Genomic DNA, 13,265 nt, shown 5'->3' with positions numbered 1-13,265 from the left:
CGCCTTTAGCGCGCGGGGGGGCCGGGCCGTGCACCCCGGGCCCCCGCGCGGGGTGGGGGCCCGGTCGGGGCCCCCCCCCCCGGGGGGGGGCCGCGGGGGGGGCCCCCGGGGGGCCCCCCGGGGGGCGGCCTCCTCGTCGCCGTCCGCGCCGTGTCAGGTGCCGGTCCACTCCGGTTCGCGCTTCTCCAGGAAGGCCAGCGGGCCCTCCTCGGCGTCCCGGCTGTGCATCCGGCGCTCCTCCCAGACGTAGCGGGTGGCGAAGGACTGCTCCAGCGGCGCGGTGAGGGCCTTGGCCGCCGCCTCCTTGACCGCGCGCACGGACAGCGGGGCGCAGCGCAGGATGTCGCGCACCCAGCCGTCCACGCAGGCGTCCAGCTCCCCGGCCGGGACGACGTCGTTGACCAGCCCGTACTCCAGGGCGCGCCGGGCGCTCAGCCGACGGCCCGTCATCAGGTGTCCCAGTGCCGCCCGGTAGGGCAGCTGCTGGGCCAGCCGGAAGACCCCGCCGGCGCCGGCGATCAGGCCGAGCTTCGCCTCGGGCAGCGCGAACACGGCGTCCTCGGCGGCGACGATGATGTCGCAGGCCAGCGCCAGTTCGAAGCCGCCGCCCATGGCGAAGCCCTGGACCCGGGCGACCACCGGCTTGGCGAGCGCGAACCGCTCGGTGAGCCGGGGGAAGCCGGGCTTGCCGCGGCTGCCGAAGGTGGAGGCGGCGGTGCCGGCCCGGACGCGTTCGCCGAGCTCCTTGAGGTCCTGGCCGACCGAGAAGGCCCGCTCCCCGGCGCCGGCCAACACCACCACCCAGACGTCGGGGTCGGCCTCGACGTCGTCCCAGACCCCGCACAGCTCCTCGTGCATCCGCAGGTCCATCGCGTTGAGCACCTCGGGCCGGTCGAGGGTGACGTAGCCGACCCTGTCCCGCTTCTCGTACCGCACCCGTGTCAGACCGGTCATCAGAACGGGTACCTCGCCGGGGTCTCGCGGACGGTCAGCCACTGCCACTGGGTGTACTCGTCCCAGCTGTGCTCGGAGCCGTGCCGGCTGCCGTTGCCGGAGGCGCCGAAACCGCCGTGCGGCACGTGGGCCTCGTCGTTGATGGTCTGGTCGTTGATGTGGACCATGCCGGCCCGCAGCCGGTCGGCGATCGCCCGGCCGCGCCGCACCGAGCCGGTCTGGACGGCGGCGCAGAGGCCGTACGCCGTCCGGTTGGCCAGCTCGACGGCCTGCTCGTCGTCGGCGAACACGGTGACGGGGGCGACCGGCCCGAAGACCTCCTCGGTGAAGGCGGGCATGTCCGGGGTCACCCCGGCGAGCACGGTGGGCTCGAAGTAGGGGCCGCGCCGGGCGCCGCCGGCCAGCACCAGGGCACCGGCCGCCACCGACGTGCGGACGATCCGCTCGACCCGGTCGAGCTGGCGCTCGCCGATGATCGGGCCGAGGTCGACGTCCTCGCGGTACGGGTCCCCGAGGCGCAGCCGCCGGGCCCGCTCGGCGAGCAGCTCCAGGTACCGCTCGGCGACCGCCTCGTGCACCAGGTGGCGCCCGGCGGCCATGCAGATCTGGCCCTGGTGGAAGAACGAGCCCCAGGCCCCGGCCGAGGCCGCGGCGTCGAGGTCGGCGTCGTCGAGGACGATCAGGGCGTTGTTGCCGCCGAGTTCGAGCGAGACGCGCTTGAGCATCCGGCCGGCGACGGCGCCGATCTCGGCCCCGACGGCGCTGGAGCCGGTGAAGGCGATCATCGGGACCTCGGGGTGCCGGACGAGGGCCTCGCCGACGTCGGCGCCGCCGGGCAGCACGTGCAGCAGGCCCTCGGGCAGGCCGGCCTCCTCGAAGAGCCGGGCGATCACCCCGCCGCCGCAGACGGCGGTGAGCACGTCGGGCTTGACCACGACGGCGTTGCCGAGGGCCAGCGCGGGGGCGACCGCGCGCATCGCCAGCACCAGCGGGACGTTCCAGGGGCTGATCACGCCGACCACGCCGAGCGGGACGCGGCGGCCGTGGCTCTCCCGGCCCGGTTCGGCGGCCAGCAGGTGGCCGTGGGGGCGGGTGGGCAGCGCGGCGGCGGACCACAGCTCGTCGAGCACGGCGCCGACCTCGAACTCGGCCTTGCCGCGCACCGCTCCGCCCTCGCGGACCAGCAGCCCGGCGACCTCCGCGCGGTGGCGCTCCAGGGCGGCGGCGGCGCGGCGCAGCACGGCGGCGCGCGCGGTCGCCGGGGTCGCCGCCCAGGCGGGCTGCGCCTTCGCGGCGGCGGCCACGGCGTTGTCCACGTCCCTGGCGGCGGCCAGCGCGACGACGGCGATCGGGTGTCCGGTGGCGGGCTCGCGGACCTGGTGCGCGCCGCCGGACAGCGCCGGGTCGGGCCCGGCGTCCAGCTGAATGAGACCGCTCATCGCGGCCACCTCCCTTGTCTGTGGTTCGGCCTCGACGGACGGAGTGCCGGGGCGCGCCCGTCGGGTGCGCCCCGGGTTCAACGAGGCGGGGTGTGCCCGGTGATGGGCACGTCGACCAGGAGCGGCGCGGTCGCGGACGCCGACTTGGCGACGGTCTCGGTGAGTTCGGCGGGGTGGGAGACCCGCACGGCCTCGATGCCGAAGAACTCGGCGGCGGCCCGGAAGTCCAGCCGGTGGCGGCCGCTGTCCGGGCCGAAGGCCAGGTCCAGGCCGAGGTAGCGGCCGCCCCGGGTGGAGCGGCTGTCCCAGGTGTCCAGGGTCTCCTTGAGGGTGCGGTACTCGCCGTTGTTCATCACCACGAAGGTGACCGGCACGCCGTAGTGCCCGGCCGCCCACAGGCCCTGGAGGCCGAACATCGCGCAGCCGTCGCCGAGGACGGCGACCACCGGGCGGCCGGCGTCGCCCATCCGGCGGCCGATCGCGGCGCCGATGCCGTGGCCGAGGCCGCCGCCGACGGTGTGCAGGTACGAGCCGGGGCGGTCCTGGCGGAGCACCTGGCGCAGCCGCAGGCCGGTGGTGATGGCCTCCTCGACCACCACCGCGTCCTCGGGCAGCCCGGCGGCCACCGCGTGGGCGGCGGCCAGCGGGTCGAGCGGGCCCGGCCCGTAGGCGGCGAGCGCGGCGCGGTCGGTGGCGGCCCGGGCCTCCGCGGCCCGCCGGCCGGCGGCGGCGGTGCGGGCGGCGGCCTGCGGGACGCGTCCGGCCAGGCCTTCCGCGAGGGCGGCCAGGGAGGGCTTCAGCGCGCCGTGCAGGCCCAGGCGGACGCCGAAGTTGCGGCCGAGTTCGGCGGCGTCGGCGTCCAGTTGGAGGACGGTGGTGCCGTCGGGGATCGGGGAGCCGGGGGTGTAGTGGTGCGCCATGAAGGCGTGGGTGCCGACGATCAGGACGGTGTCGTGGGCGGCCAGGGCCTCCCGGATCGCGGCGTGGGTGGCGCCCAGCATGCCGCCGTACAGCGGGTGCGAGGTGGGGAAGTCGAGGTTGTCGTTCATCGGCTGGTGGTACGTCACCGCGCCGAGCGCCTCGGCCAGCGCGACGAGTTCGGCCACCGCCCCGTCGCGGCCGACGGCGTCCCCGGCCACCAGGGCGGGCCGCTCGGCGGCGGCCAGCAGGCCGGCGGCGGCGGCGAGTTCGGTGGCCGGGCCCTGCGGGGTGACGGTGGAGCGCCCTGGCAGCTCGACAGGGCCGTCCTCGGCGAGCAGGTCCATCGGGATGGACAGGAACACCGGCCCGGCGGGGGTGCGGCGGGCGGCGGCGAAGGCCCGGGTGAGCATCACCGGCAGGTCGTGGGCGTGCTGGACGTCGAAGGTCTGCTTGACGGCGGCGGAGGCCAGGCCGACCAGGTCGCCCGAGAGCATCGGGTCGCCGGCCAGGTGGCGGCGGTCCTGCTGGCCCGCGGTGACGACCATCGGGGTGCGGGAGCGGCTGGCGTTGAGCAGCCCGACCAGGCCGTTGGCGAGGCCGGCCGCGATGTGCAGGCTGACGAAGGCGGTGCGGCCGGTGGCCCGGGCGTAGCCGTCCGCCATGGCGACCACCGAGCCCTCGTGGGCGCCGAGCACGTAGTCGATGTCCCCGGCGGCGCTGAGCGCGTCGGTGAAGGGCAGTTCGCTGGTGCCCGGGTTGCCGAAGACGGTGGTGACGCCCTCGGCCCGGAGGATCTCCAGCATCGCGTCGACGGGGCGCATCAGGCGTCCTCGGCGGGGCGGCGGGTCCAGGACGCGCCGACCTTCGCGATCACGTCCAGCCCGTACAGCCGCAGGGCCTGCTGGAGGGCGAACTCGGCGAGGTAGTGGCGGAAGGCCTCGACCGGCTCCTCGGCGTGGTGGAGCATGTGCCGGTTGGCGACCACCGCGGGGTTGGCCAGCCGCAGGGCGGCGGCCTCCACCGCGGCGTCCACCGCCCGGGGCTCGACCACCTCGTCGAACAGCGCGGCGGCGGCGGGCTCGGTGGCCCAGATCTTGCGCCCGGAGAGGATCACCTGGCGGGAGACCCGGCCGCCGGCCAGCCGGGTCAGGCGCAGGTTGCCGAGGCCGGGGACGATGCCCTCCTGGGCGGCCGGCAGGCTGAAGTAGCTGTCGGCGGCGGCGATCACGTGGTCGAAGACCATCAGCAGCTGCGCGCCGCCGCCGATCGCGAAGGTGTCCACGGCGGCCACCCACGGCTTCTCCAGCGTGCGCTGGGGCCACGCGCGGTCCTCGTCGACGAGCAGGCCGCGGTAGATCTTGTTGAGGTAGCCGATCTCCCGGCGCATCAGGAAGTCGGCGTACGAGATGGTGCCCTCGTGCAGCTCGGTGAGGTTGATCCCGGCGCTGAACACCCGGCGGCCCAGGTAGCGCCGGTGGGTCATCTCGCCGCCGCGCACCACGCCGACCTCGGTGGCCGGGTCCAGCAGGACGAGGTCCACCGCGGTCTCCATGTCCTCGACATGGGCGTTGGTCTCGGCGTTCAGGCAGTGGTCGTTGTGGATCGTCACGTGGGCGGTGGCACCGCGGCGCTCGATCCGCACCACGCCGAGGTCGGCGCGGCCGGTGCGGCTGTACCCGTCGAGCAGGGCGAGCGCCCGCTCGGTGGGGCGCAGCATCGCGTCGATCAGGTGCCGGCCGCACTCGGGGTGGGCGAGGACGGCCTGGAGGAAGACGGCCTGGTCGATCTCCAGGCCCTCCTTGTCGGCCTGCCGCAGCCCGCGCTCGGCGGCCAGCTGCGCCTCGCCGGGCACCAGGCCGGGGTAGCGCTCCCCGGCCCGGCGCAGCAGCTCGTCCAGCCGCAGGTGGACGGTGCGCTGCTCGGTGAGCGCGCCGTAGACCTCCGCGACGTGCTCGCGCAGGAAGCGCTGCCGGGACAGCCTGGCCTCCGCGGCGGTGTCCACGCTGCGCGCGGTGTCCAGGGTGAAGACGGGGACGGTCATGACAGCTGCTTCCCTCGGTGTTCGGGTACGGGGCGGTCCGGGCGCCCGGGCCCGCCGGGCGCGGGGCGGGCCGGGCGCGGGGCGGGTCAGGCGCGGTCGGCGGACCGGCTGCGGAGCGTCCGGTCGCAGGCCGCCAGGTGGGCGCCGAGCGACTCCTCGAAGCTGGTGGTGGTGGCGTCCAGCAGCAGCCGGCGGCGGATCGCCAGCTCCCCGCCGACCAGGCCGCCGAGCCGTGCGGCGACGTCCTCGACGACGGCGCCGACGGCGGCCCGGTCCTCGACCACCCGGTCGAACAGGCCCAGCTCGGCGCCTTCCGCCGCGCCGACCTCGGCGCCGAACAGCACCAGGCGGCGGGCGCGGGCGACGCCCAGCTGCTGGACCAGCCGGTGGACGGCCATGCCGGGCCAGAGCCGGCCGTCGGTGACGGCCGGGCTCAGCCGGGTGTCCGCGGTGGCGATCCGGTGGTCGGCGGCCAGCAACAGGTCCAGCGCCGGGCCCGCGCACTCGCCGGCCACGACCGCCACGACGGCGGCCGGGGCGCGCTCCAGGCGGCGCAGGGCGCGCTCCCACTTGTTGACCAGGTGGATGCCGACCTCGCCGGGCCAGGCCTGCTCGCGGACGCCGGGCGCGCCCTCGACGTGCAGCACGGCGAAGGTCGCCCGGTCGGCGTCCTCCAGCTCGTCGCAGACCTCGACGACCTGGCCGATCAGCTGCTCGGTCAGCGGCTGGGAGCAGTCGACCAGGACGTGGCGCCCGGTCGACCCGGTGCGTTCGGGGAGCAGTTCGCTGACGGACATGGGAGTTCCTCTTTCGGAAGGTGCGCGGAAGGTGCGGGCTGGGTCGGATGGGTTCCGGTCAGTACCGGACGAGGGCCGTCTCGATGGTCGATCCCGGGCCCATCGTCATGAAGACGCCGAGGTCCCCCGGGCGGACCTGGCCCTCGGCCATCAGCCGTTCGTAGGAGAACAGGAACGAGCCGCTGGAGAGGTTCCCGTAGTCCCGCAGCACGCCGGTGGTGTGCCGCACGTCGTACCGGGTCAGTCCGAGGTTGATCTGGACCGAGTCGATGACCTTCTTGCCGCCGGAGTGGACGATCCAGTGGGCGATGTCGCTGCGCCGCAGGCCGGTGTCCTCCAGCAGCCGGTCGACGACGAGTTCGGCGTGCGCGCCGACCACGTACGGCACGTCGCGGTCCAGGAAGAAGCTGAACTTGCCCTGGTCGTCGTCCCAGTCGTAGCGCATCGCGTCCACGGCCTCGGGGATGATCCGGCTGGAGAACTTCAGGACGGTCGGGCCCTCGGCGCGGACCGGGCTGTCCGGCCGCTCCAGCAGGCCGTCCGGGTCGGCCATCAGGACCACCGCCGCGGCGCCGTCGCCGAACAGGCTGTTGACCACCGCGGTGCGCATCGTGCCGTCGAAGACGTAGGCCGCCGAGCAGGTCTCGACGCACACCATCAGGGCCGGCCGCCCGGGGTTGGCGGCGGCCCAACCGGCCACCGCGGTGAGGCCGTTGAGGCCGGCGTTGCAGCCCATGCCGACGACGTCGAGCCGGCTGGTGCGGACGTCGAGGCCGAGCTCCTTGATCAGGTGGGCGGAGAGCCCGGGGGTGAGCAGGCCGGTGGTGGTGACGCAGCAGATGTAGCCGATCTCGGAGAGGTCCAGGCCGGTGCGCGCCAGGCACGCGCGCACCGCCCGCGCGCCCATCTCCACGCCCGCGGTGCGGTGCTTGCGCAGCAGCTCGCCCTGGGTCTCCATCCGCCGGGCGCCGTCCGGCCCCTCCGGCGGGAGGATGAGGAAGCGGCGGTCGATCGCGCTGTTCGTGAAGAGCGACCGGATGCGCTGGTCGGAGATCCCGAAGATGTCGAGGATGTCGCTCTGCGCGTAGGAGTCCGGCGGGTTCGCGGTGGCGATGCCGACGATCCGGGGCAGTGCCCCGTGCTGTCCCGCGAGCGGTGACACGTCCTTCTCTGACAGGGTCAGCGCCATGTCGCCCCCCTTTCTGGAAAATTCCGGCCATGGACGACTGACAGACGCATTCCAACAGCGCGGGACTCCCCCGGACACCCCGGTCCGCCCCTTAGGGCCCCCTGTCCCCGAGGGGGCCCCTGCCCGGCTCCTCCGGGGGGTCAGCCGGCCCTGGTCAGCGAGCCCATCGCGGCGGGCAGGTCCACCCGGGAGCTGACCCGCAGCTTCCGGTAGGCCCGGGTGAGGTGCTGCTCCACGGTGCTGACCGTCACGTACAGCCGCTTGGCGATCTCCCGGTTGGTGTAGCCGTGGGCGGCCAGCTCGGCGACCCGGCACTCGGCGTCGCTGAGCACCGACTCGGGCGCGGCCGGGGCGCTCTCCCGGGCCGACTGGTCGCCGCTGCTCCAGCCGAACTCCACGCCCAGCAGCCGGGTGAGCGGCTCGGCCCGGCACTCCTCGGCCAGCATCCAGGCGCGCCGGCCGGTCAGCCGGGCCCGGCGCAGCTCGCCCAGGTCGTGGTAGGTGCGGGCCAGGTCGGCCAGCGCCCGGGCCAGCTCGTAGCGGTCGCCGGCCTCCTGGAGGATGTCCACGGCCTTGCGCAGCAGGGCCGGGCGCTGGCGCAGGTCGCAGGTGGCCGCGAGCTGCCGGGTCGCCACGCCGCGGGCGCGCGGCGCGCACTGGCCGGCCAGCGCGAGCTGCTCCTCCAGCAGGCGGCGGGCGCCGTCGCGGTCGCCCAGCTGGAGCATCGCCTCGGCCGCCCCGCCGCGCCAGGCGACCAGGCCGGGCACGTCCAGCCCCCAGCGGCCCATCAGCTCGCCGCAGGCCAGGAAGTCCGCGAGCGCGGCGTTCAGGTGGCCGGTGGCCAGCCGGTACCGGCCGCGGGCCTCCAGGTAGTGCAGGCCGTGGCGGCTCTGCAGCATCGCCTCCGGGACGGGCAGGTTCAGCTGGTCGGTGGCCTCCCGGTGGCGGCCCATCGCGGTCAGCGCGGTCAGCAGGCCGGCCAGCGCGCCGCCGACGGCCACCCCCCAGCTGCCGGCCGGGATGATCTCCAGCGCCTGCCGGGCGTGCCGCTCGGCGCCGGGCAGGTCCCCCTGCCGCAGGCATATCTCGGCCCGGATGGCCACCAGCCGCGCCTGGCGGCCGGGGGACTGCCGGTCGACCGCCTCCGCGATCAGGGCGTCGCACCAGGGCGCGGCCCGGTCGGCCCGGTCGCCGTAGGTCAGTGCGAGCAGCGCCGACTCGACGGTGTCCATGCCCGGCGCGTCCAGCCGGGAGGTGCGCAGGATCCGCTCGGCCTCGGCGACCACCGGCTCGGACGGCCCGCGGCTGAGCACCGTGTCCAGCGCGGTGGCCGCCTCCAGCCGCCAGCCGACCGCGGTGGACGGCGGCCCGGGCCGTGGGCCCGGCTCCTCCCCGGCGGACGGCAGGTGCTCCAGCACCGGCGCGTACCAGCAGCGCAGCCACGGCCGGACGGCCCGCAGCTCGGCCGCCGTCTCCGGGTCGTGCGGGCCGCTCTCCGGGCCGAGCCGGGACAGCACGTCGCGGGCGTCCTCGAAACGGCCGTGCCACAGCAGGGCCTTGGCGAGCACCAGGCCGTCGGCGGGGCGCAGGTGGCCGCGGTGCAGGGCGCCGGTCAGGTCGTCGAGCAGCGGGATCGGCGCGCTGGGGTTGATCCGCCACTCGGCGCGGACCAGGGCCGTCCTGAGCCGGGCCAGCCGCGGCCCGTCCGTGCAGACCCGGCAGGCCAGCCGCAGGTACTCGACGGCCCGGCGGACCCGGCCCTCGGCCAGCGCGAGCGTGGCGGCCTCCTCCAGCACCGGGACGCCCCAGGCCTCCTCGGCCCGCCCCGCGGCCAGCAGGTGCTCGGCCGTCACGGCTGCGGCGCCCCCGCCCGCGTGCAGCAGCGCGGCAGCGCGGCCGTGCAGTTCGGCGCGGTGCTCGGCGGGGGTGTCGAGCAGGACGGCGGCCCGGGCGGCCTCGTGGCGGAAGCCCCGGGAGTCCAGCAGGCCGCACTCCTCCAGGGCGCGCAGGCCGAGGGCCGCCTGCGCGCCCTCCACGCCGAGCAGCCGGGCCACCGTGTCCCGCTCGCCGAGCACGGCGAGGGCCCGGGCGAGCGGGAGCAGTCCGGGGCCGGCCCGGTGCAGCAGGTCGCGCACCGCCTGCCCGTAGCCGTCGCCGACGGTCAGGGCGTCCTCGGCGGCCCCGCCGGCCCGCACCGCGGCGAGCCGGCCGTCGAGCAGCGCGGTGAGCAGCAGCGGGTTGCCGCCGCTGACGCGGTGGCACTCGGCGGCGAGCCGGTCGGCGGCCGCCGGGCCGAGCCGCTCGGCGGTCAGCCGCGCCACGCCGTCGGGGGTGAGCAGGGGCAGCACCAGGCGGTGGCAGCCGGGGCGGCGCAGCAGCTCGAAGTGGAACCCGGCGGTGCGCGGGTCGCCCTGGCCGGAGCGGCCGAGGACGGCCATGATCCGGGAGCGGCCCAGTCGGCGGGTGAGGTGGGACAGGCAGGCCAGCGAGTCCTGGTCGGCGTGCTGGACGTCGTCCACCACCAGGGCGAGCGGCTGCCGCTCGGCCAGGTCGAGCAGCAGCGCGCTCAGCTCCCGGGCGGCCGACTCCCGGCCGTCCGCACCGGCGGCGAGCAGTTCGCGGACGGCCGCCCGCTGCTCGGCCGGCACCGGGGCGCCGCGCAGCAGCTGGCCCAGCACGCCGAGCGGCAGTCCGGTCTCGGCGGCCGAGCCCACGGCGGTCAGCGGCAGGGCGCCCGCCCCGGCCGCCTGCTCGACGAACTCGTCCAGCAGGGCGCTCGTACCGGTGGCCGCCGGGCCGCCCACCACGGCGATCCGTCCCCTGCCCCCGACGGCCTCGGCCAGCAGACCGGCCAGCAGGGCCAGGTGCTCATCGCGTTCGACCAGCTTCATCTCTCGGACTTTCTCTCGTGTGTGCGGTGTTTCGGGTACCCGGGCGGGTGACCGGCTCCGTGGGGGCGGCGGCGGTGCCCGGTGGTGATCCGTGGGGAGGTCGGTGGGCGGTCAGCGGCGCCCGGGCGCGCGGGCCGGGGCGGGGATCCGCATGGCCGCCGGCAGGTCGAACAGGGCGAGCTTGCGGGCCGGCGGCATCGGGCCCGCCGGCGCCTGGTTGCCGTCCCGCAGGTCCGTGGAGAGCCGGCGCGGCGCCGCCGTCGGGGTCCGGTCCGGCCAGGTGCGGTCGGGCAGGGTCAACGGGACGAGCGCCTGGTAGCGCCGGTGCGGCCGGTCAGCCTTCACGGTCTGGTTCCTCACAACGGTTTCTTGTTGCGAACATGCGGGAAGTACTGTTCTTGTTGCGGACATGCAGGAGGGGTCCAGGACGCGGCGACAGCCCGCGGAACCCCCGCTTCCGCCACGCTAGAGAGCCGCCGGAGCCCGGGACAACGGTCCCGCGAGCGTGGTCGGCCCAATCCGCGCCGGAGGGATGAGCGGGAGGTATCGAAAGGAGTAGCGGGCGCTGCGCCCTCGGGCCACTCCCCCTCCTGCCCCGGTACCACCGGCGGCCCGGCCGCCGCGCATTTCTCCGCAGCCGGACCATTCCGGCCGACCATGGAACTAGTTGAAGATTCGAGCACGCTCGACCGGCCGGAACTGCCCCCACGGCCCCTCTTCTTGCCCTGGAATTGACACCGCGTTCTGGTATCTTGACCCCGCTTGGCCAAGGCGACACGGGGGCCGGCACGTGACCGGTTTGGAGAAGGCAGCCTTGACGACTCGCCAACAGGTGGCGGACCTGATCGAAGAACACACGCCCGAGATCGCCGAGGCCTACGAGGCCGGGCTGCGGGCCGCCGGCAACGCCATCGCGCAGAACCCGGTGTCGCTGGCCCAGGCCCTGGCCAACGCCCGGCAGATCGTCGCCGACGTGGTCAACAGCCTGCGCGCCGGGCAGGTCGAGGTCGACCAGGCGTACAAGCTGACCGCCTGGGACGTCGGCGCGACACGCGCGGCCGACGGCGTCCATCCCCGCGAGTCCGTCCAGGCCTCCTCCGTCCTCTTCCACGCCGCGCTGTCGACGATATTCAGCCATCTGCCGCAGGGGCCGCGGCAGGTGGACACCATCTCCCTGATCACCCTGGCGCTGGAGCGCAGCATCACCCTGCGGATCCGCGAGTCGGTGGTCGCGTACACCGGATTACTCGCCGACAAGATCCACGAGGCGCAGCTCGCCGAGCGGCGCCGGATCGCCCGCGAGCTCCACGACCGGATCGGGCACGGCATGAGCGTGACCCACCGCCAGCTGGAGCTCTACACCCTCTACCTGGACAAGCAGCCGGACCGCGCGAGCGCCAAGCTGGCCACCGCCCAGCAGGCCATCCAGGAGTCGATGCACCACCTGCGCGCCGTCACCTCCGACCTGCACACCCGGCAGCCCCCGCGGAGCCTGGAGAAGGCGCTGCTCCACGACCTGGAGGCGCTGGAGTCCGACGAGGTGGCCGCCCGGCTGCGGGTGAACGGGAACGAGGCCTGGGCCCCGCCCGAGGTGCTCGACGAGGTGTTCCTGATCCTGCGTGAAGGCGTCCGCAATACCCTCCGCCACGCCAGGGCAACGGTGCTGCTGGTGAACGTCGAGGTCACCCCCAACGAGCTCCGTGCCTCCGTCGAGGACGACGGCTGCGGCCTGCCGCAGGAGTGCCCGTCCGCCGACGGCGTCGGACTGTCCTCGATGCGCGAACGGGCCGAACTGCTCGGCGGCCGGCTGCTGGTCAACGGCCGCCCGGGCAACGGCACCAGGGTGGATCTCTCGGTACCTCTCAAAGGACGGCCCCTCGATGAACCCGCGCGACGCCAGAGCTGCTGACTCCGCGGCCGCCACCACCCGTGTCGTCCTGGTCGACGACCACGCCCTGGTCCGTGAGGGGGTGCGCGAGATCCTGGAGTCGCAGGACGACATGGTGGTGGTGAGCGAGGCCGCCAACAGCGGCGACGCGATCGCCCAGGTCGCCCGGCACCGGCCGGACGTCGTGCTGCTCGACGTCGAGCTCCCGGACGGCGAGCCCACCGAAACCGTGACCAGGATGCGGGCGCTCTCGCCGTCCTCGCAGATCATCATGCTGTCCATGTACGACGGCCCCCAGCTGCTCCGACGGCTCATCAACGCCGGCATCCGGGGCTACCTGCTGAAGAGCGTGTGCGGTGACGAGCTGGTCGCGGCGGTCCGCGGCGTCCACCGCGGTTCGGACCGGATGGTCCTGGCCGTCTCCCGGGACAGCCTGGCCCGGATGCAGGGCGTCACGGAGAACGTGCTGTCCGCCCGGGAGCTGGAGATCCTCGAACTGGTCGCCCAGGCGCTGAGCAACGGGCAGATCGCCACCCGGCTGCTCATCACCGAGGCCACCGTCAAACGGCACCTGCGCAACGTCTTCGCCAAGCTGGGCGCCGTCTCCCGGATCGACGCGGTGAACAAGGCGATCGCCGCCTCCCTGATCCCCCCTCCGCGCGACCAGTCCTGCCACCGCCACCGGGCGGGCTGACCCGGGCCGCCGCCCGGTCGGTCGGCCTGCCCCCAGCCTCTCCGGAGCCGCCCCGGGGGCTCAACCCCTGCCGACCACCTACCGCCCCCGCACCGCCCGCCCCGGGGCCTCGCACCGTGCGGTCGGGGTCCACCTCCCTTCGTAAGCGAAGCACATTTCCGCAGCCCCGCTGCGAAATTCCGGGAAGGGGGGGAATTCGGGGCAGGGGAGGAATTCTCCGGCCATTGGCCCGCCGCTCCCCGGACCGGCCGTCCGGCACCGGTCCGACGGCGGGGCCGGGCCCGCGAGGTCAAGGGCGGCCCTCCGGCGGCCAAAGCCCGGACCAAGGTACGGAAGTCGCCCCCGCTCGGCAATGGTGCCGGCCACCACACCGACGGCCGCGGGCCTGTTCCCCGCCCACCCGACCCGAGGGGCGCGGCCACCGGCACCCGGCGTGACGCCACGTCAGGTC

General features: G+C 75.4%; 9 protein-coding genes and 1 pseudogene. 2 read left to right on the top strand and 8 right to left on the bottom strand.

The features are described 5' to 3' along the window. Positions 1-153: 153 nt before the first annotated feature. The 8 genes and pseudogenes from dpgD to ACH5AR_RS10850 all read right to left on the bottom strand — a co-directional run. On the bottom strand, positions 154-954 hold the full coding sequence (gene dpgD, locus ACH5AR_RS10885; RefSeq protein WP_396301040.1) for an enoyl-CoA-hydratase DpgD: 801 nt from the start codon (positions 952-954) through the stop codon (positions 154-156). Then, positions 954-2,393, bottom strand: a complete 1,440-nt coding sequence (locus tag ACH5AR_RS10880; protein ID WP_396301039.1) for an aldehyde dehydrogenase family protein — start codon at positions 2,391-2,393, stop codon at positions 954-956. Before ACH5AR_RS10880 ends, dpgD begins: the two co-directional genes overlap by 1 nt. 77 nt (positions 2,394-2,470) lie before the next feature. After that, entirely contained in the window at positions 2,471-4,135 is a 1,665-nt protein-coding gene (locus tag ACH5AR_RS10875) for a thiamine pyrophosphate-binding protein (RefSeq protein ID WP_396301038.1), read from the bottom strand. Continuing rightward, the gene (gene dpgC, locus ACH5AR_RS10870) at positions 4,135-5,355 is read right to left on the bottom strand and encodes a (3,5-dihydroxyphenyl)acetyl-CoA 1,2-dioxygenase DpgC (protein ID WP_396301037.1); all 1,221 of its coding nucleotides are present in this window, start codon (positions 5,353-5,355) and stop codon (positions 4,135-4,137) included. The genes ACH5AR_RS10875 and dpgC overlap by 1 nt, the downstream gene beginning before the upstream one ends. 86 nt (positions 5,356-5,441) lie before the next feature. Further along, complete coding sequence (dpgB, locus tag ACH5AR_RS10865; RefSeq protein ID WP_396301036.1) at positions 5,442-6,152, bottom strand: enoyl-CoA-hydratase DpgB; 711 nt, start codon at positions 6,150-6,152, stop codon at positions 5,442-5,444. Positions 6,153-6,210: 58 nt separating this feature from the next. Then, entirely contained in the window at positions 6,211-7,341 is a 1,131-nt protein-coding gene (gene dpgA, locus ACH5AR_RS10860; RefSeq protein ID WP_396301035.1) for a 3,5-dihydroxyphenylacetyl-CoA synthase DpgA, read from the bottom strand. A 140-nt stretch (positions 7,342-7,481) separates the two neighbouring features. Next, positions 7,482-10,232: an AAA family ATPase gene (locus tag ACH5AR_RS10855; protein WP_396301034.1), complete on the bottom strand. Its 2,751-nt coding sequence runs from the start codon at positions 10,230-10,232 to the stop codon at positions 7,482-7,484. Positions 10,233-10,382: 150 nt separating this feature from the next. Beyond that, positions 10,383-10,577, bottom strand: a pseudogene (locus ACH5AR_RS10850) (2-isopropylmalate synthase); the annotation flags it as partial. Between the two features lie 469 nt (positions 10,578-11,046). On the opposite strand from ACH5AR_RS10850, the gene ACH5AR_RS10845 reads away from it, so the two are divergent. Beyond that, complete coding sequence (locus tag ACH5AR_RS10845) at positions 11,047-12,141, top strand: sensor histidine kinase (protein WP_396301033.1); 1,095 nt, start codon at positions 11,047-11,049, stop codon at positions 12,139-12,141. Beyond that, a complete protein-coding gene (locus tag ACH5AR_RS10840) occupies positions 12,113-12,814 on the top strand; it encodes a response regulator (protein WP_396301032.1) in 702 nt (233 codons plus the stop codon). The genes ACH5AR_RS10845 and ACH5AR_RS10840 overlap by 29 nt, the downstream gene beginning before the upstream one ends. The last annotated feature ends 451 nt before the right edge of the window (positions 12,815-13,265 follow it).

Source organism: Kitasatospora sp. NPDC018619 (genome assembly GCF_044391605.1).
Classification (GTDB): domain Bacteria; phylum Actinomycetota; class Actinomycetes; order Streptomycetales; family Streptomycetaceae; genus Kitasatospora.
Note: the sequence above shows the minus strand (reverse complement) of the source record. Positions and strands in the feature narration are given on the sequence as shown.